Origin of the sequence: Delftia sp. JD2, assembly GCF_001682645.1 — a bacterium.
GTDB classification, from domain to species: Bacteria; Pseudomonadota; Gammaproteobacteria; order Burkholderiales; family Burkholderiaceae_C; genus Comamonas; species Comamonas acidovorans.
In genome coordinates, this window is record NZ_LFJT01000017.1 from 21,515 (window position 1) to 42,062 (window position 20,548).

17 protein-coding genes are annotated in these 20,548 nt (G+C 67.3%); 6 read left to right on the forward strand and 11 right to left on the reverse strand.

Translation table 11 applies throughout. The features are described from left to right. Positions 1-42 precede the first annotated feature (42 nt). Positions 43-930 carry a LysR substrate-binding domain-containing protein gene (locus ACM14_RS11505; protein WP_065346206.1) on the reverse strand — a complete coding sequence of 296 codons (888 nt, stop codon included), beginning with the start codon at positions 928-930 and terminating at the stop codon, positions 43-45. A 201-nt stretch (positions 931-1,131) separates the two neighbouring features. Between ACM14_RS11505 and ACM14_RS11510 the strand changes: the two genes are divergently transcribed. Next, positions 1,132-7,164 (forward strand): DUF4011 domain-containing protein, encoded by a 6,033-nt coding sequence (locus tag ACM14_RS11510; RefSeq protein ID WP_065346207.1) that lies wholly within the window; start codon positions 1,132-1,134, stop codon positions 7,162-7,164. Between the two features lie 138 nt (positions 7,165-7,302). Here the strand turns inward: ACM14_RS11510 and ppk2 are convergent, their stop codons facing one another. Both ppk2 and corA read right to left on the reverse strand, forming a co-directional pair. Continuing rightward, positions 7,303-8,223, reverse strand: coding sequence for a polyphosphate kinase 2 (gene ppk2, locus ACM14_RS11515; RefSeq protein WP_065346208.1), 921 nt, complete (start codon positions 8,221-8,223; stop codon positions 7,303-7,305). Between the two features lie 114 nt (positions 8,224-8,337). Next, positions 8,338-9,312, reverse strand: a complete 975-nt coding sequence (corA, locus tag ACM14_RS11520) for a magnesium/cobalt transporter CorA (protein WP_012206223.1) — start codon at positions 9,310-9,312, stop codon at positions 8,338-8,340. A gap of 224 nt (positions 9,313-9,536) precedes the next feature. Here corA and ACM14_RS11525 point away from each other — a divergent pair, with 224 nt between their 5' ends. After that, positions 9,537-10,238: an alpha/beta fold hydrolase gene (locus ACM14_RS11525; RefSeq protein ID WP_139093410.1), complete on the forward strand. Its 702-nt coding sequence runs from the start codon at positions 9,537-9,539 to the stop codon at positions 10,236-10,238. Here the strand turns inward: ACM14_RS11525 and ACM14_RS31505 are convergent. After that, entirely contained in the window at positions 10,202-10,504 is a 303-nt protein-coding gene (locus ACM14_RS31505) for a hypothetical protein (protein WP_139093411.1), read from the reverse strand. The genes ACM14_RS11525 and ACM14_RS31505 overlap by 37 nt on opposite strands. Positions 10,505-10,512: 8 nt before the next feature. Between ACM14_RS31505 and ACM14_RS11530 the strand changes: the two genes are divergently transcribed. Then, positions 10,513-11,406: an amino acid ABC transporter substrate-binding protein gene (locus tag ACM14_RS11530; RefSeq protein WP_065346209.1), complete on the forward strand. Its 894-nt coding sequence runs from the start codon at positions 10,513-10,515 to the stop codon at positions 11,404-11,406. A 31-nt stretch (positions 11,407-11,437) separates the two neighbouring features. Here ACM14_RS11530 and ACM14_RS11535 read toward each other — a convergent pair whose 3' ends face one another. From ACM14_RS11535 to ACM14_RS11560, 6 genes are all read right to left on the reverse strand, one after another. Beyond that, positions 11,438-12,805, reverse strand: coding sequence for an LLM class flavin-dependent oxidoreductase (locus ACM14_RS11535; protein WP_065346210.1), 1,368 nt, complete (start codon positions 12,803-12,805; stop codon positions 11,438-11,440). A 47-nt stretch (positions 12,806-12,852) separates the two neighbouring features. Further along, positions 12,853-13,578: an ABC transporter ATP-binding protein gene (locus ACM14_RS11540; RefSeq protein ID WP_065346211.1), complete on the reverse strand. Its 726-nt coding sequence runs from the start codon at positions 13,576-13,578 to the stop codon at positions 12,853-12,855. Then, complete coding sequence (locus tag ACM14_RS11545; RefSeq protein ID WP_065346212.1) at positions 13,575-14,438, reverse strand: ABC transporter permease; 864 nt, start codon at positions 14,436-14,438, stop codon at positions 13,575-13,577. The genes ACM14_RS11540 and ACM14_RS11545 overlap by 4 nt, the downstream gene beginning before the upstream one ends. Positions 14,439-14,457: 19 nt before the next feature. After that, complete coding sequence (locus ACM14_RS11550) at positions 14,458-15,450, reverse strand: ABC transporter substrate-binding protein (RefSeq protein ID WP_065346213.1); 993 nt, start codon at positions 15,448-15,450, stop codon at positions 14,458-14,460. Between the two features lie 112 nt (positions 15,451-15,562). Then, positions 15,563-15,868 (reverse strand): NIPSNAP family protein, encoded by a 306-nt coding sequence (locus ACM14_RS11555; protein ID WP_012206218.1) that lies wholly within the window; start codon positions 15,866-15,868, stop codon positions 15,563-15,565. A gap of 26 nt (positions 15,869-15,894) precedes the next feature. Next, positions 15,895-17,451 (reverse strand): methyl-accepting chemotaxis protein, encoded by a 1,557-nt coding sequence (locus ACM14_RS11560; protein WP_065346214.1) that lies wholly within the window; start codon positions 17,449-17,451, stop codon positions 15,895-15,897. A gap of 206 nt (positions 17,452-17,657) precedes the next feature. Between ACM14_RS11560 and ACM14_RS11565 the strand changes: the two genes are divergently transcribed. Both ACM14_RS11565 and ACM14_RS11570 read left to right on the forward strand, forming a co-directional pair. After that, entirely contained in the window at positions 17,658-17,921 is a 264-nt protein-coding gene (locus ACM14_RS11565) for a VF530 family DNA-binding protein (protein WP_034395743.1), read from the forward strand. A 103-nt stretch (positions 17,922-18,024) separates the two neighbouring features. Next, positions 18,025-18,525, forward strand: coding sequence for a hypothetical protein (locus ACM14_RS11570; RefSeq protein WP_139093412.1), 501 nt, complete (start codon positions 18,025-18,027; stop codon positions 18,523-18,525). Positions 18,526-18,560: 35 nt separating this feature from the next. On the opposite strand, the gene ACM14_RS11575 is transcribed toward ACM14_RS11570, so the two are convergent. Beyond that, positions 18,561-19,262 (reverse strand): pentapeptide repeat-containing protein, encoded by a 702-nt coding sequence (locus ACM14_RS11575; RefSeq protein ID WP_043821199.1) that lies wholly within the window; start codon positions 19,260-19,262, stop codon positions 18,561-18,563. A 436-nt stretch (positions 19,263-19,698) separates the two neighbouring features. On the opposite strand from ACM14_RS11575, the gene ACM14_RS11580 reads away from it, so the two are divergent. Further along, a complete protein-coding gene (locus ACM14_RS11580; protein ID WP_065346216.1) occupies positions 19,699-20,541 on the forward strand; it encodes an STAS domain-containing protein in 843 nt (280 codons plus the stop codon). The last annotated feature ends 7 nt before the right edge of the window (positions 20,542-20,548 follow it).

A 20,548-nucleotide genomic window follows, 5' to 3' on the forward strand; every position in this document is an offset into this window, starting at 1 on the left:
GCGTGCGAAGCGTGAACGCGGGTGGCTGGCGGCGGCGCCCGGCTATCCGGCCTCGGCCGCCACCGCACGAATCCAGTCCATGACGGCCGCGCCATGGCGCGAGACCATGGCGCGCTCGGAAGCCAGCAGGAAATAGCTCTGGCTGCAGGGGATGGCCGTGTCCGAGACGCGCACCAGGCTGCGCTCGGCCAGCAGGCGCTGGACCAGGGAGCGGCGGCCCAGCGCAATGCCTTGCAGGTTCAGCGCCGCGTCCAGCATGAAGCCCGTGTCCGAATAGCTGAGCTGGCGCTGGGCTGCCGAGATGCGCAGGCCCGCGGCCTGCAGCCAGGGCTCCCAGGGTTGGCGGCTGTGCGAGAGCAGGCTGGCCCGCCGGAACAGCCCGGCCAGATCCAGGCCCTCGAACTGCTCCAGGTAGCGTGGCGCGGCCACGGCAAACCATTCGTCGTCCAGCAGGCGTTCGCAGTGGAATGCCAGAGGTGCCTGAGGCGCCTGGTGTGCAAAGCGGATGGCGATGTCCGCCTCGCCCTGCTGGAGGTTGACGGTGCGCGTGGTCGGATCGATGGCGATGGACACCTCCGGGTGGCTGCGCTGAAAGGCCGTGAGCGACGGCACCAGCCGCAGCCGTGCGAACGAGGGCAGGGCGCTGATGCGCACCACGTCGCGCCCCTGCACCAGGCTGCCGAAGGTGGTCTCCAGCGCCTGCAGCGGGGCGCGGGTCTGCTGGTGCAGCCAGGCTCCCTCGGCGCTGAGCGTGACCACGCGCGTGGTGCGGTGGAACAGCGGGGTGCCCAGCAGCTTTTCCAGTTCGCGGATGCGGTGGCTGACGGCGCTGTCCGAAAGGTTTAGTTCTTCGGCCGCCTGCTTGAAGCTCTGGCTTCGCGCCACGGCATCGAAGGCGGCGATGAGGTGAAGGGGCGGGATGTTGCGCATGGCTGGCCGGCATCGTACTGGAGCCGGGCGCGCCGGTGGCCGGCGCCTTCATCCATGCTCTCATTTTTTGCAAACAGTGACCCCTGAAAACCGCCCATCTCGGACACGGCGCCCCATTCGCAGCGGACAATCGTCAGGCCAGGAATATGACGGGATTTCGACAATTCCCGCCGCCTGCTGGCCAGCCAAGGACTACCGCGCATGACAGAAGACCCCCGCCGAGATTCCCCCGCAGATGCCGCCCCCGCCGCCGCCCAGGCGCCGCAGACGGCCCCGCAGCTGCGCATCGGCACCGTCGCCAAGCTCAATCTCGCCGACTTCCAGAACGCCGTGCCCGCGCTGCTGGAGCTGGCCATCGTCAACGAGAGCGAGCTGCCGCTGCAGGCGCTGAGCCTGCACCTGGCCTCGGAGCCTGCCTTCATCAAGCCGCGCACCTGGCGCCTGGAGTCGGTGGCCGCGCACAGCACCTATGCGCTGACCGACCTGGATGTGGCGCTGGACGGCGCCTTGCTCTCGCGCCTGACCGAGGCCGAGCCCGCCGTGCTGCGGCTGGAGCTGCGCAGCGGCCAGCCGGCAGAGACGGTGCTGGCCCGGCACGAACACCCGCTGGAACTGCTGGCACGCAACCAGTGGGGCGGCCTGGGGCATTTGCCCGAGATGGTGGCGGCCTTCGTGCAACCCAACGATCCGGCCGTGGACCGTATCCTCAAGGGCGCGGCGCAGGCGCTGGAGTCGGCGGGCAAGTCCGGCGCCATCAACGGCTATGAACAGGGGCCGCAGCGGGCCTGGGAACTGGCCTCGGCCATCTGGACTTCCGTGCTCCAGAAGAAACTCAACTACGCGCTGCCGCCGGCCAGCTTCGAGCATGCGGGCCAGAAGATACGCGGCGCGTCCCAGGTGCTGGATGCGGGCCTGGCCACCTGCCTGGACCTGACGCTGCTGTTCGCCTCCTGCCTGGAGCAGGCGCACCTGAACCCGCTGCTGGTCTTCACGCGCGGCCATGCCTTCGTGGGCCTGTGGCTGGGCAGGCAGGAATTCTCGACCGCCGTGGTCGATGACATCACGGCCGTGCGCAAGCGGCTCAAGCTGCAGGAGCTGGTGGTCTTCGAGACCACGCTGGCCGCGCAAGGCCAGGCCGTGGCCTTCAGCCAGGCCATTGCCCAGGGCGCGCGCCAGCTGGCCGAAGAGCATGAGGACCAGTTCGAGCTGCTGGTGGACGTGCGGCGCGCACGCATGCAGCGCATCCGCCCGCTGGCGCTGGCTCAGCCGCAGGACGCCGCGCCCGAGGCGGGCGAAGGCCAGGTCGAGCCACGGCTCACCGTGGAGCCGCCGCCCGAACTCCTGGCGCAGGCGCAGGCACGCGAAGTGCCCACCTCCCAACTCGATCCCAAGGACAGGCTGGCGCGCTGGCAGCGCCGGCTGCTGGACCTGTCGCTGCGCAATGCGCTGCTCAACTTCAAGCCCGGCAAGAAATCGCTGCTGCTGCAGGTGGCCGCGCCCGCGCTGGAGGACACGCTGGCCCGGGGCCAGGTGCTCAAGCTGCTGCCCAGCCCCGAGCTCATGCAGGGCAAGGACCCGCGCAGCCAGCCATTGCACGAGGCGCGCAGCCTGGAAGACCTGCGCGGCGCGCACGCCGAAGAGGCGCTGCAGCGGCGCGAGGTCTTCATCGACCTGGAGCCGCTGGAGCTGGACAGCCGCTTTGTGGAGCTGTTCCGCGGCGCGCGCAACGCGCTGCAGGAAGGCGGCGCCAACACCTTGTTCGTGGCCCTGGGCTTTCTGGTCTGGAGCCGGCCCGACAAGCCCGATGTGCGCGTGCGCGCGCCGCTGATCCTGCTGCCCGTCACGCTGGAGCGCAAGAGCGCGCGCTCGGGCTTCACGCTGCAGGCGCATGAGGACGAGCCGCGCTTCAACCCCACGCTGGTCGAGATGCTGCGCCAGGACTTCCAGCTGGAGCTGGGCGTGCCCGCAGGCGACCTGCCGCGCGACGAGGCCGGGCTGGACATCGCCGGCATCTGGGCCCGCGTGCGCGAGGCGATCAAGGACGTGCGCGGCTGGGAGGTCAGCGAGGACGTGGTGCTGTCCATGTTCTCCTTCGCCAAGTACCTGATGTGGAAGGACCTGGCCGAGCGCGCCGACCAGCTGCGCAGCTCGCCCGTGGTCGCCCACCTGATCGACACGCCGCGCGAGCCCTATCGCTCGGAGATCGCCTTTCCCGACACGCGGCGGCTGGACCAGGAGTTCGCGCCGCAGCAGGTCTTCAGCCCGCTGCCGGCCGATTCATCGCAGCTGTCGGCCGTGATGGCCGCTGCGCGCGGCAAGGACTTCGTGCTCATCGGCCCGCCGGGCACGGGCAAGAGCCAGACCATTGCCAACCTGATCGCGCAGTGCCTGGCCGAGGACAAGCGCGTGCTCTTCGTGGCCGAGAAAATCGCCGCGCTGGACGTGGTCTACCGCCGCCTGCGCGAAGTGGGCCTGGGCGAGTTCTGCCTGGAGCTGCACTCCAACAAGAGCCGCAAGCTCGACGTGCTGGGCCAGCTGCAGAAATCCTGGGACTCGCATGGCCAGGTGGATGCCGAGGCCTGGGCCGCCAAGGCCAGCCAGCTCGGCCGCCTGCGCGAGCAGCTGTCGGCCTATGTGGAGCGCCTGCACCGGCGCCACGCCAACGGCTGGACCATCTACCGCGCCATTGGCGCCGTGGCCGGTGGCGAGGCGCTGCCGCGCCTGGGATTTCACTGGCCCACGCCCCAGGCCCATGACGAAGCGGGCCTGGCCCTTTTGCGCGAGACTGCGGGCCGCCTGCAGGCCAATGCCCAGGCCGTGGGCGCGCAGCATCTGAAGGACGGGCCCCTGGCCACGGTGCAGGCCAGCGACTGGTCCGTGCGCTGGCAGCAGCAGATGGTGGATGCCGCCCAGGCGCTGCACGATGCAGGCCAGGGCTTTGCCGAGGCGGCGCAGCAGCTGGGCCGGCTGCTGCGCATCGAGTGGCCGGCGCTGGGGCGCCAGGCGCGCTCGGCGCTGGGCGTGATCGCGCGCGCGCTGCCTGCGGCCGCAGGCCGCAACCTGGCCTTCTGCGTGCTGCCTGACGGCGCGCGCATTGGAGAATCCCTGCAATCGGGCCTGCAGCTGCTGGCGCAGCACGGTGATCTGTCTGCACAGATTCCGGCGCCCTGGCCGGCCGAGCTGCATGCGCGCCTGGCCCAGGCGCTGGACCTGCTGGCGCAGCGCCGGCGCCTGCAGGCCGGGCTGGGCACGCCCTGGCCCGTGGCCCTGGGCGATGAGCTGGAGCGCGGCCTGCAGTGCATCGACGAGATCGCGGCGCTGCGCCAGGGCCTGTCCGTCAAGTACGGCCCGGGCGTGGGCCAGCTCAATGTCTCGCAGCTGCAGCGCGAATGGGCCAGGGCCGGCAAGTCCTTGTGGCCGCTGTCCTGGCTGGGCCGGCGCAAGGTGCGCGCGGCGCTGGAGGCCACCATCGAGGGCACGGGCGAGCCGCGCGTGGCCGATGACCTGGCCGCCCTGGTGCGCATCCGGGGTCTGCGCGAGGAACTGGACCAGATCCAGCCCGGCGCCGCAGCCGACGGCCTGTGGGCCGGACACCGCACGCGCACCGACCATGCGCGCAGCGCCTTGAAGGCCAATGCGGCCCTGCTGGCCGCGCGCGCGCAGAAATCCTTCTCGCTCGACGGACTGGAGGCCGTGGCCGAAGGCCATGGCGGTGAGCGCTGGGCGGCCGAAGTGCAGCGCCTGCAGGCCCTGTACCAGATCGACCGCCAGCTCGATGGCTACCTGCCGCTGGCCGATGCCAGCCACGGCCTGTGGCGCGGGCTGGAAACCGATGCCCAGGCCTTGCAGGACGGGCTGGCCTTCGAGCGCGAGCGCCTGCAACTGACGCGGCGCGGCGGCCTGATGGCATCGCACGCCGCCGTGGCCCAGGGCCGCAGTGGTGCGGCGCTGCAGCAGGCCCATGCGCAGCTGGCGGCCCGCAGCGCCATCGAGGAACAACTGCTGGCGCTGGACGATCTGCGCTTGCGCTGCCCCGGCGTCTGGGACGGCCTGGACACGCGCCCGCAAGCCGTGGAGCATGCGCTGCGCCTGCAGGGATCGCTGCAGGCAGGGCTGACCGGGCTGGGCTGGCAGGAGGCCGAGCTGGCCCAGGCACGCCAGGCGCTGCACCAGGTGCTGGCCTTGCGCAGCGCCGAGCTGGGCGAGGGCGCCGCGGTCGGCATGGCCTGCCAGCAGTTGCTGGACAGCCTGGCCGGCCTGCACGCGGCCATAGACCCCTTCAGCGCGGCGGCAGCCCATGGCGAGCCGCAGCAGCGTGCCCTGGCCCAGAGCACGGCCGAGCAACTGGCGGCCACGGCGGGCGGCGTGCTGGCCGGGCAGGGCGGCCTGCATGCCTGGTGCGCCTGGCGCAATGCCCAGGCCGCGGCCCGCGCGGGCGGGCTGGGTGCGCTGGCCGATGCCATCGAGTCCGGCAGCCTGGCGCCGGCCCAAGCGCCCAAGGCCTTCGAGGTCAACTACGCGCGCTGGTGGCTGGCGCTGGCCGTGGACGAGGACGAGGTGCTCAAGCGCTTCGTCTCTGCCGAGCATGAGCGGCGCATTGCCGACTTCCGCGCGCTGGACGATGAATTCACCTCGGTCACGCGCCAGTGGATACGCGCGCGGCTGTGCGCGGGCCTGCCGTCGGCCGACAGCATCCAGCGCAACAGCGAGTGGGGCATTCTGCGGCGCGAGATCACCAAGAAGCGCCAGCACCTGCCGCTGCGCCAGCTGCTGGAGCAGATCCCCTCGGCCGTGCTGCGCCTGACGCCCTGCCTGCTGATGAGCCCGCTGTCCATTGCCCAGTACCTGAGCGCCGAGACCAGCAACTTCGACATCGTCATCTTCGACGAGGCCTCGCAGATCCCCGTCTGGGACGCCATCGGCGCCATGGCGCGTGCCAGGCAGGTGGTCATGGTGGGCGACCCCAAGCAGCTGCCGCCCACCAGCTTCTTCGGCCGCGCCGACACCTCCGACACCTTCGACGACGACACGCAGGGCGTGGAAGGCGACATGGAAAGCATCCTGGACGAATGCCTGGGCGCCAGCCTGCCCACGCGCAACCTGTCGTGGCACTACCGCTCGCGCCATGAAAGCCTGATCGCCTTCAGCAACCACCGTTACTACGGCGGCGGGCTGGTGACCTTTCCCTCGCCCGTCACCGATGACCGCGCCGTCAGCTTCCACGCCGTGCAGGGCCGCTATGAGAAGGGTGGCGCCCGCATCAACCAGCCCGAGGCCAAGGCCCTGGTGGCCGACCTGGTGGCGCGGCTGAAGTCGCCGGGGTTTGCGCAGTCGGGTGCCACCATCGGCGTGGTCACCTTCAACTCCGAGCAGCAAAGCCTGATCGAGGATTTGCTGGACGAGGAGCGCCGCAAGGACCCGGGGCTGGAGCCGTTTTTCTCCGATGCGCTGCTGGAGCCCGTCTTCGTCAAGAACCTGGAAAGCGTGCAGGGCGACGAGCGGGACATCATGTACTTTTCCATCACCTACGGGCCCGATATCTCGGGCGCGGTGTCCATGAACTTCGGCCCGCTCAACCGCGACGGCGGCGAGCGGCGGCTGAACGTGGCGGTGACGCGGGCGCGGCAGGAACTGCGCATCTTCTCCAGCCTGCGCGGCGAGCAAATGGACCTGTCGCGCACCCAGGCAGCGGGCGTGCGCGATCTCAAGCACTTCCTGGAATTTGCCGAGCGCGGCCCGCGCGCGCTGGCCGAGTCGCACCATGGCAGCCAGGGCGATTTCGACAGCCCGTTCGAGGCCAGCGTGGCCCAGGCGCTGGAGCGCAAGGGCTGGCGCGTGCACACGCAGATCGGCGCATCCTCGTTCCGCGTGGACCTGGGCGTGGTGCACCCGGACCATGCGGGCAGCTACCTGGCGGGCGTGGAGTGCGACGGCGCCACCTACCACCGCTCGGCCACGGCGCGCGACCGCGACAAGCTGCGCGAGCAGGTGCTGCGCGGCCTGGGCTGGCAGATACTGCGCATCTGGTCCACGGACTGGTGGGTCAACCCGGGCGGCACGCTGGAGCGCATCCACGCGGCGCTGACCGCGCTGCTGGAGCAGGACCGGCGCAAGCGTGCGGCCGAGGTTGCCGAGGTGCCGCAGGCGGCTGCAGTCGCCGGGGCAGAGCCAGCGCCAGAGACGCCTGAGGCGTCCGAGGCATCCGTGGAGGACGGCGAGGCGCATAAGGTCTGAAAGTCGGCCGTGCGCATGAAATGGGCACTTGCTGAAGCCAGAGACACCAAGGAAGGGCCGCCCCCGCACCGGGGGTGTCGTCCCCCTCCCCCGCAAAGCGGGTAGAGAGGGGGAAGGCGCGAAGCGCCTCAGGGGGTGTCAGTACTTGTCCGGAACGTACATGTGCTGGGGAACGGGGTTGCGTGTGTATTCGGGATTGCGCGTGCGCTCTGGCAGCACGATGGCCGGGTGCTCTATCTCTTCATAGGGCAGCTGCGTCAGCAGGTGGGAGATGCAGTTGAGCCGCGCCTTCTTCTTGTCCACGGCCTGCACCAGCCACCAGGGCGCCTCGGCGATGTGGGTGCGCTCCAGCATGGCTTCCTTGGCCTTGGTGTAGTCCTCCCAGCGGCGGCGGCTCTCGAAGTCCATGGGACTGAGCTTCCACTGCTTGAGCGGGTCGTGCACGCGGCCCAGAAAGCGCAGGTGCTGCTCGTCGTCGGTGATGGAGAACCAGTACTTCACCAGCGTGATGCCCGAGCGCACCAGCATCTTCTCGAACTCGGGCACGGAGCGGAAGAACTCCTCGTACTCCTCGTCGGAGCAAAAGCCCATCACGCGCTCCACGCCCGCGCGGTTGTACCAGCTGCGGTCAAAGAGAACGATCTCGCCACCCGCAGGCAGGTGGGAGACATAGCGCTGGAAATACCACTGCGTGCGCTCGCGGTCGTTGGGCGCGGGCAGGGCGGCCACGCGGCATACGCGCGGGTTCAGGCGCTGGGTGATGCGCTTGATCACGCCGCCCTTGCCGGCCGCATCGCGGCCCTCGAAGAGAATGACCACCTTCTTCTTGTGGTGCTGCACCCAGTCCTGCAGCTTGACCAGCTCGCCCTGCAGGCGCAGCAGTTCGCGGAAGTAGGTCTGGCGGCTCACGGAGTCGGCACCGTCCAGATCGTCGCCACCGCTGCTCAGGCGGGCGTCGTCTATCTCCATCTCCAGTTCTTCGTCGTAGCTGTCGAGCAGATCGCGTTCGATGCGCTGCATCAGCGAATCATGGTGGTCGGGCAGAAGTTCGTCGTACATGGTGGGGAATCCGGGCGTCCAGGAGTTGGCGCCTGGGATGGTGGCGTGGATGTGTGACGCGGCTGTGACGGTGTGGCTGGGTGAATACCCTGGCACCGCTCGCCTTCCCGCCGCCTATAGCCACCCCGCCTTGCGGAACTTGTAGTAAAGCAGGCCGCAAACACCCAGCACGAACAGCAGTGCGGCCGGATAGCCGTATTGCCACTTCAGTTCGGGCATGTTCTCGAAGTTCATTCCCCAGACGCCGAAGAAGGCCGTGCAGATGGCGAAGATACTGGCCCAGGCTGCCAGCCGCTTGGTGACTTCGTTTTCCTCGATGGACACCATGGACAGGTTCACCTGGATGGCCGTGCCCACGGTGTCGCGCATGGTGTCGATCTGGGCGTTGATGCGGCCCAGGTGATCCATCACATCGCGGAAGTAGTCCCTGGAGCCCACGCAGATCTGGGGGACGCGCCCGCCGTTGAGCTTGCCCACGGCTTCCAGCAGGGGGGCCACGGCGTGCTTGAGGTCCATGGCGCGGCCCTTGAGTTCATACAGCTGCTTGATGTTGTCGCGCGCCGCGCCCTTGGTGAAGATCTGCTGCTCGATCTGCTCCAGCTCCACCTCCAGCGCGTCGATGATGGGAAAGTAGCGGTCCACCACCGCATCCATCAGCGCATACAGCACAAAGCCCGAGCCGTGGCGCAGCAGCTCCGGCTCGCTCTCACAGCGCTCGCGCACGCCCAGGAAACCGCGCTTGCTGCGGTTGCGCACCGACAGCACGTAGTTGGAGCCCACGAAGACATCGACCTCGCCGTGGTTGAAGTGCCCGGGCCGCTCGGGCTCGGGCTCCAGCAGGTGCATCACGGCAAACAGCGAGCTGCCGTACTCCTCCAGCTTGGGCCGCTGGTGGCCGTGCAGCGCATCCTCCACGGCCAGGGCGTGCAGGCCGAACTCCTGGCGCATCTCCTCCAGCTCGGCCGGCGTGGCGTCCGCCAGCGCCACCCAGACGAAGCAGCCGGGCCGCTCTATGTAGTTGCTGATGTCGGCGACGGGAATGTCCGCCAGCTTGGCCCCGTTTTCGTAGGCGACGCAGTTGATCAGCATGGGAGTTCCCTCGGTAATTCTGGTGCTGGTGATCCTGCCACAACGGGGGAGGGCGGATAGCCTGGAGCAGGTCCGGGGCTGCCGCACATGCGGGCGCCAATCAAGGGCGTGCTTCGGCTATGGTTGGGCCTTTGAGGGAGCGATGTCCGATGAGGGGAGTGAGTGGTGGAGCGGGTGAGAACAAGGGGCAGAGCCATGGCCAGGGCCAGGATTTGCCCAGACTGGTGATCCTGCCTGGTCTGGACGGCACAGGCTTGCTGCTGGCGGAGTTCGCGCAGGTTCTGTCCACGTTCTTTCAGGTGCAGGTCATCACCTATCCGACGGATGAGCCGCTTTCCTATGACGAACTGCTGGGCCATGTGCGAGCCCGTCTGCCCGCCGGGCCGTTTTTGCTGATCGGCGAATCGTTCTCGGGACCGTTGGCGTTGCGCCTGGCGGCGGAGCACCTCACGCGGGTTCGGGGCGTCATTCTGGGAGCCTCGTTCGCACGCCTGGATTTGCCCTTGAAGTCAGTCCTTTCTAGCCTGTCTGGGCTGTTGGCATGGGTCCCGGCGGCATGCGCTCCGATGTGGCTGCTCGATGGAGTGCTGAGCAATGGCCATGCGACAGCGTCCGGGCGCGCCTTGCTCAAGCAGGCCCTGCAGACGGTTGCTCCGGTGGTTTGGGCGGGCCGCGTCCGGCAGGCTCTGGAGGTTGATCTGCTGGCGCAGGGCGTTCGTGTGCGGCAGCCCTTGCTTTATCTGCGAGCCAGCCACGACAGGCTGATGCCAGCCAATGCGGCGGGCCTCGTGGCATCCATATCCGGCAATGCGCGCGTTGAAAGCATTGCCGGGCCGCATTTCATTTTTCAGGCGGAGCCCCAGGCTTGCACGAAGGCCATCGTGGCGTTTCATGAGGCCTGTGTTGCCATGGCCGCGCCACGATAGGTCGGCTTTGCATCAGACAGCCAACGCCTTCTCCCACTCGCCGCCCCTGCCAGCTCCCCGAGCCCGCAATGCCCGCGCAGCATGCGGCTGTCGTCTTCCTTGCGGAACAGGCCGCGCTTTTGCAGCATGGGGAGGACTTCGCTGGCGAACGATTCGAACTGCTGGATGAGGATGGGGGCGCGTAAGCTCAGGTTTGCACATCTGGTAACAATACGTGTATAACCTGTCACGACACTGCTGGGCGCCGCCCAGCGCTTGCGATCCAAGGACTTCGATGATCTTTCGCCAGTGGGGAATTGCGTTGGGTGCGTTGGGCCTGTTGGCCTTGAGCGGCGTATCGACAGCCGGTGTGCTGGACAAGATCAATGCCGGTGGCGCGCTGGTGATCGCGCACCGGGAATCGTCGGTCCCCTTCTCCTACATCGACACGCGCAGCGGCAAGCCCGTCGGTTACGCGCTGGATCTGTGCCTTCGCCTGGCCGAGGCGGTGCGCAAGCAGACAGGCAGGAAGGACATGAAGGTGGAGTTCCTGATGGTCACGCCCGCCAATCGCATGGCCGTGATCGAGCAGGGCAAGGCCGACATGGAGTGCGGCTCGACCACGAACAACGCGCAGCGGCGCCAGACCGTGGCGTTCACGGTTCCCCATTTCATCACCGGCGCCCGGATGCTCGTGAAGGCCGAAAGCACCGTCAACGCGATGGAGGATCTCAAGGGCAAAAAGCTGGTTTCCACCAAGGGCACCAGCCCGATGGCCCTGGTGACGCAGGCCAACAGGCAGCGCCTCATGGGCATCACCATTGTGGAGGCCCCCGATCACGCGAGGGCCCTGGAGATGGTGGAGAAGGGCGAAGCCGACGCGTTCGTGATGGATGACGTGCTTCTCAACGGGCTGGCCGCTGCACGGCCCGATCCACGCGCCCTGAAGGTGGTGGGCAAGTTCCTGTCCACCGAACCCCTGGCCATCATGCTGCCGAAGGCCGATACCGCGTTCAAGAAACTGGTCGATGAAGAGATGAAGCGGATCATCACCAGCCGCGAAATCCACCCCATCTACGAGAAGTGGTTCCTGCAGCCGATTCCACCCAGCTCCACGAATCTGAACCTGCCGATCAGCTACCTGCTGCGCGACTTCTGGAAGTACCCCACGGCGGACATTCTGCTGTAGGCCTGTCTGTGCAGCCGCAGCGCTGCATCGGTCAAGCCGCCAGCGCTTGCTCCCTTGGGCGGGCGGCTGGGGCACCAACCGCTCCCTTCCCCGCCAGCTCCCCCAGCCCGAAATGCCCGCGCAGCGTGCGGCTTTCGTATTCCTCGCGGAACAGGCCGCGCTTGCGCAGGATCGGCACAACTTCGCTGGTGAACAGCTCGAACTGCTGGTTAAGTATGGGCGGCATGACGTTGAAGCCGTCGGCTGCGCCGTGCTTGAACCAGTCTTCGATGATGTCGGCCACCTGTTCGGGCGTGCCGGCCACGGCCAGGTGGCCGCGGGCGCCGGCCAGGCGCTTGAGCAGGCCGCGCAGGGTGAGGCCGTCGCGCAGGCTGGTTTCCACGTAGCCCACGGCGCGGCTGCGCGAGGCTTCGACCTTGTCGGGATCGGGGAAGTCGTCGCGCGTGAGCAGGCGGTCCAGCGGCACGGCGGAGAAGTCGTGGCCGCCAAAGCGTGCGGACAGGCGGGCCAGGCCGACCTCGATGCTGGTCAGGCTGTCGAGCTCTTCCCAGACCTGGCGCGCCTCGTATTCGGTGGAGCCGATGGCGGCGCTGATGCCGGGCAGGATCACGATGTCCTGCGGGCGGCGGCCCAGCTGCTGCGCCTGTCCCTTGATGTCGGCATAGAAGGCCTGGGCCGATTCCCGCGAGCCGTGGGCCGTGAAGATGGCCTCGGCCCATTGCGCGGCAAAGGCGCGGCCGGACTCGGACTGGCCGGCCTGCACGAAGACGGGCCGGCCCTGCGGGCTGCCGGGCACGTTGAGCGGGCCGCGCGTGCGGATGTATTTGCCCTCGAAGTGGATGGGCTGGATCTGCGATGCGTCGAGGAACTGGCCGGCCGCCGTGTCGTCCAGCAGGGCGCTGGCCGGAAAGCTGCGCCACAGTGCATCGACGGCGGACACGAATTCCTCGGCGATGCGGTAGCGGTCGCCGTGGTCCACGTTGTCGGCCAGTCCGAAGTTCAGGCCCGCGTTGGGCGCCCAGGAAGTGACGATGTTCCAGCCCGCCCGCCCCTTGGACAGATGGTCCAGCGAGGCGAACTGGCGCGCCAGCGTATAGGCATGGCTGTAGGTGGTGGAGGCGGTGCCGATCAGGCCGATGCGCTCGGTGCGCAGCGCCAGTGCCGTCAGCAGCACCAGCGGGTCCAGCAGGCCCGAGGTGATCTGCTGGCCGTTCTCGGGCCCGACCAGGCTGTCGGCCAGGAAGACGGCGTCGAATTTGGCGGCCTCGGCGATGCGTGCGGCATCGACGTACAGCTCCAGGTCGGTGAGCGCCTTGCGGTTGGCGCCGGGATGGCGCCAGGCGCCTTCATGGTGGCCGCGCGTCATGAGGAACAGGTTCAGGTGCAGTTGCCGAGACATGGGAGCAGTCCTTTGTTGTGTGGGTTGTTTCGCGGGCGGGGCCGGCGTCAGGCGATCTCTGTCTCGACGCCCAGGCTGCGCAGCAAGGTGGCGCGCAGCTGCATGAAGGCAGGATGGTCGGGGCGGCGGGGATGGGGCAGGTCCACGGCGTGGTCCTCGGCGATGCGGCCGTCCCTGAGCACCAGGATGCGGTCGGCCAGCAGCAGGGATTCGTCCACGTCGTGCGTGACGAGGATGACCGTGGGCCGTATGCGCTCGACCAGGCGCAGCAGCAGGCCGTGCATGCGCATGCGCGTGAGCGCGTCCAGCGCGCCGAAGGGCTCGTCGGCCAGCAGCACGTGCGGGTTGCGCAGCAGGCTGCGGGCCAGCGATGCGCGCTGCTTTTGCCCGCCCGACAGCGTGGCGGGCCAGGCGCCGGCCTTGTCCTGCAGGCCCACGTCGTGCAGGATTTGCCGTGCTGCGGGCAGCACGGCGCGCGCGTCCAGACCCAGCGTGAGGTTGTCCAGCACCGACAGCCAGGGCAGCAGGCGAGCATCCTGGAACAGCACTGAGACATTGCCCTGCGCACTGGCCGCACCGCTGGACTGCGCATGGCCGTCCAGCCCCGCGAGCGCGCGCAGCAAGGTGGTCTTGCCCGAGCCGGACTCGCCCAGCAGGGCCACGAACTGGCCCGGGGCAATGTCCAGGTCGATGGCGTCCAGCACGTTCTTGCCGCCAAAGCTGCGCGTGAAGCGCTGCAGCCGCACGGCACCCGGGGTGGGGTGATGGCTCATGATCCCAGCGACCTCCGGTAGGACAGCACATGCGCCTCGATGCGGCGCACCACGGCGTCGGACAGCAGGCCCAGCAGGGCGTAGATGAGGATGCCCACCACGATCACATCGGTCTGCCCCCAGTCGCGGGCGCGGTTCATGAGGTAGCCGATGCCGGTCTGCGTGTTGATCAGCTCCAGCACCACCAGCGCCGTCCAGCACAGCGACACGGCAATGCGCAGGCCCACGAAGAAGCCCGGCAGTGCGCCCGGCAGCGCCACCTTGCGGATGAATTCGGCGCGCGACAGGCCCAGGGTCTGGGCCAGCTCCACATGGCCGATGTCGATGCCGCGCAGGGCCGCGTGGGTGTTGATGTAGACGGGCACCAGCACGGCCGTGAAGATCAGGAAGATCTTCATGGACTCGCCAATGCCCAGCCAGATGATGGCCAGGGGAATCAGCGCCAGCGTGGGCACGGCGCGCTTGATCTGCACCAGGCCGTCGAGCAGGGCCTCGCCCGTGCGCGTCAGGCCCGAGGCCAGGGCCAGCAGCACGCCAGCCACCACGCCCAGCAGCAACCCGCTGTAGGCACGGCCTGCCGATGCCAGCAGGTGGGGCAGCAGGCTGCCGTCTGCCACCATGCCGTAGCCGGCGACCAGGGCCTGCGAGGGCGCGGTCAGCGTCTCGGGCGACAGCCAGCCCAGGCGCGAGGCCGCCTCCCACAGCACCAGCAGCAGGCCGGGGCCCACCAGCAGCGCGCCCTGCGACAGGCGCGCGGGCACCAGTTGCACGGCGGCCCGGGTGGCGGGCTCGGATTGAGCGGTGGCTGCGGTGGCCGGTGCCAGACCGGCCGCGTTGATGTCCAGTTGCGCTTGCGTCATCGTGTGTTTTCTGGCCGGTTCATCGGTTGGCCACGATCACGCGGTCGTAGGTGGTCACGAAGGAGCCGGCCGCATCCAGCCGCTGCGGCAGGCTGCCGGCGGCGTGCAGGATGTCGATCAGCTTCTGGTGGTGCGGCTGCGCCTCGGCGGCCGTCTGGAACAGCAGGTCGGACTGCGATGCCAGGATGGCCGCCGTGCTCTCCGCATCGATGCGCTGGAACTGCGTGTAGTAGTGGCGGCCCCATTCCTGCTCGTGGCCATTGCTCCACTTGCCTGCGCGCACGAAGGCGCCCAGGAAATCGACGATGGCCTGGGACTTGGCCGGGTCGGCCAGCACGTCGGGCCGTGCGTAGATGTACGAGGTGGCGGGCAGCAGCGTGCGCTCCTGCGGATCGGGCACGGGCCGCGCGCCGATCTGCTTGCCCAGGCGCGTGACATGGGGCTCCATGAGCACGGCCACGTCCACGGCCTTGGCGCGCAGCGCGTCGTTGAGTTCGGCCACGCGCAGGTTGACCAGCTTCACGTCGGCCAGCGTCAGGCCCGCGCGTGTCAATGCCTCGATCAGGAAGACCTGGCGGCCCGAGCCTTCCACATAGCTCAGGCGCTTGCCGCGCAGGTCGGCCAGGCGCTCTATGCCTGCATCGGCACGCTGCACCAGCCGGTACTGGGCGCGCTCGCGCGTGAAGGTGGCGATGATGGGCAACTGCACACCGGCGGCGCGCGCCTGGATGGGCGGCGTGTCGCCCACATAGGCAATGTCCAGCGCGCCTGCGCGTATGGCCTCGAAGATGGCCGGGCCGCCCGCGAAGTTGGGCAGCTCCAGCTGAAAGCCCAGGCGCTTGCGCTCACCGCTGGCATCCAGCAGGTGGCGCAGCAACTCGCTCTGGTCGGCGACGACCAATCGGGTCCGGGGATCCGCCGCAGCCCGCGCGGCGGTGGTGGAAGCCAGGGCGGCAGCGGCCAGCAGAGAAGGGCCGGCCAGCAGGAAACGACGCTTGTTCACGCGCTCCATCCTCAAAAGATTGCAATGGGATGGATGCTAGTTAGCGTGCTTCAGTTGTGAAAATACCGATTCCGTATTTGCAAACGCGCGCCACGCACATGGGCGTGGCGCGGGGGGAGGTTCAGCCGAACACCGGGCGCATGAAGCTGCGCTCGTAGCTCAGGATGCAGCGCGTGTCCTCCGCGTAGCGGAAGGCGGCCTGGCACTCGGGGTCCTGCATGGACTTGATGCGGTACTCCTCGTACAGCGCCATGCTGGGGAAGCTGAACATGGCCAGCGCCACATTGTTGGCGCCTTCGGACGGCAGGAAGTAGCCGTGGTGCTTGCCGCCGAATTTCTCGACCAGCGGAATCCAGGTCTTGCCGTACTCCTCGAATTCCTTGGCCTTGAACGGGTCGATGATGTAGCGCAGGTAGCAGGTGATCATGTCTGAAAAGAGAAGGGAAGCGAAGCCTAGAGTTTGAACGATGCCGTCAGGCGGGAGAGCTTCTCCGACTCCTGCTGCAGCACCTGCGTGGCGGCCGAGGACTGTTCCACCAGTGCGGCGTTCTGCTGGGTCACGCGGTCCATGTCGGTCACGGCATGGCCCACCTGCTCGATGCCGGTGCTTTGCTCGCGGCTGGCCGAGGCGATCTCGGTCACGATGCCTGTGATGTTGCGCACCGTGGTGACCACTTCGCGCATGGTCTGCCCGGCCTGGTCCACCAGGGTGGCGCCGGCATCCACACGCTCCACCGAGGCCTGGATCAGCGTCTTGATCTCGCGCGCGGCCGAGGCGCTGCGCTGCGCCAGGGTGCGCACCTCGCCCGCCACGACCGCGAAGCCGCGCCCCTGGTCGCCAGCGCGCGCAGCCTCCACGGCCGCGTTCAGCGCGAGGATGTTGGTCTGGAAGGCGATGCCGTCGATCACGCCGATGATGTCCACCACGCGGCGCGACGAGGTATTGATCTCGCCCATCGTGCTCACCACCTGGTCCACCACGGTGCCGCCGCGCTCGGCCACCGCGCAGGCGCCCGAGGCGATCTGGCTTGCCTGCTGCGCGTTTTCCGCGTTCTGGTGCACCGTGGCGGTCAACTGCTCCATGGAGGCCGCCGTTTCCTCCAGCGAGCTGGCCTGCTGCTCCGTGCGCTGCGACAGGTCCAGGCTACCCGTGGCAATCTCGCCGGCCGAGCGGTGGATGATGCCCGCCGTGTCGTGGATGCGCGTCACCAGTTGGCGCAGCTGCTCGCTCATGCGCTGCACCGCCGCGATCACGCTGCCTTCCGGTGCGTGCGATGCCCCCTCCAGCCCGGTTTGCGACAGATCCCCGGCGGCGATGCGGTTGGCGATCGCTGCCGCCACGGCCGGCTCTCCGCCGATGGCCTGGAGCACGCTGCGCGTGGCCATCCAGGCGATCAACGACAGCAGTGCGCCCAGCACCGCCAGCGCCGCCACCGACTTGATGATGGTGGCGATGAAGGCGTGCTGGATGTCGTCCACATAGTCACCCGCGATCAGGTCCCAGTTCCAGGAGGTGGATCGCTTGGCATAGGCCAGCTTCTCGCTGGGCTCCTTCGCGCCGGGACGGGGCCACCAGTAGGTGAGGTAGCCGTTGCCCTGGGCAGAAGCGCCCACGGCGGCGATGCTGCGGTAGAGGTAGCTGCCCTTGGCGTCCTGGAAGCCGGCCATGTTCTTGCCGTTGATGCCCGGGCTTGCGGGGTTGTTCAGCACCACGGAATCCGTCGTGATGCTGGTGATGTAGCCCGCACCACCGGCATAGCGCAGCTGCCCCACGCGGGCAATGGCCGTGGCCTTGGCGTCTTCTTCAGGCAGCTTGCCGGCCTTGGCCTCTGCCGCAATGGCGGCAATCAGGCTGTCTGCCGAATCGACAAAGTCCCGCAGCGCCTGCTGCCGGGCCTCATAGGCCTTGCTGCGTGCCTGGTAGGCGTTGAACAGGGTCAGCGCAAGCAGCGCCAGCAGGCAGAAAACCAGCGGAGCCAGCAGTTTCTGGCGAAGGGACAGGGCAGGCATGGAAGCGGGTTCGAAGAAGAGGCAGGGACGCCGTGAATGCTACAGAAACTTCCTCTTTGGTTTCATGTGTTTACAAATTTTTCCGCGCTCGCACAGTGCCGGCGCGGTCCCGTTTCTGCGGAACCTGTCCTGCCGCTGCCAACCTCGGCACCAGCGCGTGCACCGCACTGCCAGGCTTGCGGTCCATCACAAGGGAGAATCACCCCATGCAAGAAACTCCGCCCCCCGCTGCCCAGCCCCGCAATCCGCTGCACGGCGTCACGCTCGAAGCCATCGTCCGTGCCCTGGAGGCCCGCTATGGCTGGCCTGCCCTGGCACGGCAGGTTCCGGTGCGCTGCTTCACGCTGGACCCCAGCGTCAGCTCCAGCCTCAAATTCCTGCGCAAGACGCCCTGGGCGCGCGAGAAGGTGGAAGCGCTCTATCTGGACATGCTGCGCAAGGACAGGCGCAGCCCCGCTTCCACAGACTGAAGGCGCAAGCCGGATGCCACCGGACAAGATGTCCAGTGCGCAGGCACAGGCTGCGCCTATCATCGGCACCGTCTCCGATCCCGCAACCCTTTCAGACACCGCCATGACCCAGAGCCAGAACCCTGTCGCCGTGATTGCCTCCGCCATGAAGACGCACGGCATCGTGCCTGCGGATTTCGACATCGCCTCCATCGAGGACGAGTACGCCCTGATGGCGGCACTGCGCCAGCACACCAAGGCCGCCCAGGTCAAATTGTTCGATGGCGGCATTGGGGAAGACAACGAGGCCGACGAAGACTACGTGGCCCTGCTCAAGCGCTTCGCCAAGGCTTGCGGTGGCGCCATCGGCTATGAGGGCATCGAATCCGGCATGGAGGGCGACACCGTCACGCTGCGCTTCCAGTCGGGCGGCCAGGAGCACAGCTGGTCCTTCGAGCAGGACGGTGACCGCGTCAGCGAGGAGTTCCTGGACTTCATCATTGACCACTCCAAGTCCGGCACGGCGGGGGAGTTCATCAATCTGCTGGACGAGAACTCGCTGCTGACAGGCTTTGTGCCCAAGGACATCTCCAGGCTGCTGTACGAGCACGACATCGTTTACTGAGTGCGGATGGCGGTGGCGGCGCACCCGCCTCGACTTCACATCACGCGCACGCCCAGCCCGCCCACCAACTCGGCAGCCTGCTCATGCGAGATCAGGCTGCCCTTGAAATGCTGGCTGAGCGAGGCAATCGTCAAGCCGCGCAAGTCCGCCGAGCGCAGGTCCGCGCCATCGAACCGGGCATTCTTGAGATGGGCATCGCGCAGGCTTGCCTTGTGGAAAACGGCATCGCGGAAGTCGCAGCCGGCCAGATCGGCATCGCTGAAGTTCAGGCCTTCCAGCGTTTTCTTGCGGAAGGACATGCCGCGCAGATCGGCACCAATCAGCAGGGACTCATGAAAATCAATGCCCAGGGTTTGCGCACCGCCAAACCTGGCGCCGGTCAGCTTGACTTCGAGAAAGCGCGCTGAGGCCAGCTTGGCCAATTCCCAGTTGGTGTTGTTCAGGTCGCTCTGGCAAAACAGGGCATCCGTCAGGTTTGCCAGCCGAAAATCGGCGCGGCCCGCCTTGCAATGCAGCCAGCGGGTGCCGGCCAGTTGGCAGCTTTCAAAGCAGGTGTCGGCAAAACTGCACTCCACAAATTGCGCGCCCTGCAAATCGAGTTGATAGAGATTCAATCCATCGAATTCGCATTGCTCGAAACCCAGGCCATGAGAGGCTTCTTGTTTCAATAGCTCCGACAAACGGTCCTCATCAAAAATCTGATTGACGATGGTTTTTGTGGAAGGCGTTGTTTGCATGGTCAATATCAGGCATGGCGTATTTCAGAAAGGCTGGGCAGTGTATGGCCTTGCCGCGCCCAGGTGTGAAATGTCCTTGGGATTTTCCAAGGGCATGCATTGCGCAGTTTGACGGATGAGAAAACCTGTGAGCACACGGGTTGCGGGCTGCCTCCGGTGCCGGTTCCGCCCTCCAGGAGGGGCGGAACCGGCGTGCCCGCGTCACCCGTGGCTGCGTACCGGGGGCTTGCTGACCAGGTCGCGGCTTGGCGGACATGCATCTGTCGAAAAACCCTTACAGGAAGATGCCATTTGATATTACAAATTGTGTCTCGCGTGACGAGGGCATCAGTGAATAATCTGTAGAAAAACATGGTTGGTACACCAGCTGTATTTTCACCAATGCAGTTCCCTGGCAGCCTCAACGAATAATTGATTTGAAATCCAGCAAATATCTATGACCGGAATTATCCAGCAAACACTCCAAAATGATATTGATGCCTTGATCCATGATTGGATGGCCCAGGCCAGCATGGGTGATTCCACGCTTGGAAAGAATTCTGAAAAAGAAGCGCGGGGGATTATCAACGCCATTGTGGGCGCCTTCGCCTCCGGCGCCGATCCGCAAAGGTTTTCGGACGAGGGCTGGAATCCCGCGCGGCGCCTGCTGGCCGAGCTGTCCCGCACCCGCGCCGCCCAGGGCCAGCGTGCCGGAGAAACCAGCCAGTTCATCCTGTCGCTGAAAAAGCCGCTGTTCGCACACATCCAGCGCGGGCTGTCGGGCGATCCTGCTGCGGCCATCCAGGAAATCTGGAGGGCCACCGTGCTGGTGGACAACATGGCCCAGCACACGGTCAGCAGCTTCCAGCAGGCACGCGAGGAGATCATCATCCGCCAGCAGGAAGAATTGCTGGAGCTGTCCACCCCCGTCGTCAAGCTGTGGGAGGGGGTGCTGGCCATTCCGCTGATCGGCACGCTGGACAGCAACCGCACCCAGGTGGTGATGGAGTCCTTGCTGCAAAGCCTGGTGTCGACCGAGTCGGAGCTGGCCATCATCGACATCACCGGCGTGCCCACGGTGGACACGCTGGTGGCCCAGCACCTGCTGCGCACCGTGACGGCCATTCGCCTGATGGGCGCGGACTGCATCATCAGCGGCATCCGGCCCCAGATTGCCCAGACCATCGTGCACCTGGGCATCGACATGCGCGACATCACCACCAAGGCCACGCTGGCCGAGGCGCTCAAGCTGGCCATGGGCAAGACCGGCTGGCGCATCACCCGCCAAGCACAGGAGTGAGCCATCC

What these genes read in the sequence shown, in the direction of transcription:
- ACM14_RS11540 (WP_065346211.1), bottom strand. Translation starts at nt 13,578, where the DNA reads ATGAGCCATCACCCCACCCCGGGTGCCGTGCGGCTGCAGCGCTTCACG.
- ACM14_RS11555 (WP_012206218.1), bottom strand. Translation starts at nt 15,868, where the DNA reads ATGATCACCTGCTACCTGCGCTACATCATCGACCCGTTCAAGGCCAAG.
- ACM14_RS11560 (WP_065346214.1), bottom strand. Translation starts at nt 17,451, where the DNA reads ATGCCTGCCCTGTCCCTTCGCCAGAAACTGCTGGCTCCGCTGGTTTTC.
- ACM14_RS11550 (WP_065346213.1), bottom strand. Translation starts at nt 15,450, where the DNA reads ATGGAGCGCGTGAACAAGCGTCGTTTCCTGCTGGCCGGCCCTTCTCTG.
- ACM14_RS11510 (WP_065346207.1), top strand. Translation starts at nt 1,132, where the DNA reads ATGACAGAAGACCCCCGCCGAGATTCCCCCGCAGATGCCGCCCCCGCC.
- ACM14_RS11535 (WP_065346210.1), bottom strand. Translation starts at nt 12,805, where the DNA reads ATGTCTCGGCAACTGCACCTGAACCTGTTCCTCATGACGCGCGGCCAC.
- ACM14_RS11530 (WP_065346209.1), top strand. Translation starts at nt 10,513, where the DNA reads ATGATCTTTCGCCAGTGGGGAATTGCGTTGGGTGCGTTGGGCCTGTTG.
- ppk2 (WP_065346208.1), bottom strand. Translation starts at nt 8,223, where the DNA reads ATGTACGACGAACTTCTGCCCGACCACCATGATTCGCTGATGCAGCGC.
- ACM14_RS11545 (WP_065346212.1), bottom strand. Translation starts at nt 14,438, where the DNA reads ATGACGCAAGCGCAACTGGACATCAACGCGGCCGGTCTGGCACCGGCC.
- ACM14_RS11565 (WP_034395743.1), top strand. Translation starts at nt 17,658, where the DNA reads ATGCAAGAAACTCCGCCCCCCGCTGCCCAGCCCCGCAATCCGCTGCAC.
- ACM14_RS11570 (WP_139093412.1), top strand. Translation starts at nt 18,025, where the DNA reads ATGACCCAGAGCCAGAACCCTGTCGCCGTGATTGCCTCCGCCATGAAG.
- ACM14_RS11505 (WP_065346206.1), bottom strand. Translation starts at nt 930, where the DNA reads ATGCGCAACATCCCGCCCCTTCACCTCATCGCCGCCTTCGATGCCGTG.
- ACM14_RS11580 (WP_065346216.1), top strand. Translation starts at nt 19,699, where the DNA reads ATGACCGGAATTATCCAGCAAACACTCCAAAATGATATTGATGCCTTG.
- corA (WP_012206223.1), bottom strand. Translation starts at nt 9,312, where the DNA reads ATGCTGATCAACTGCGTCGCCTACGAAAACGGGGCCAAGCTGGCGGAC.
- ACM14_RS11575 (WP_043821199.1), bottom strand. Translation starts at nt 19,262, where the DNA reads ATGCAAACAACGCCTTCCACAAAAACCATCGTCAATCAGATTTTTGAT.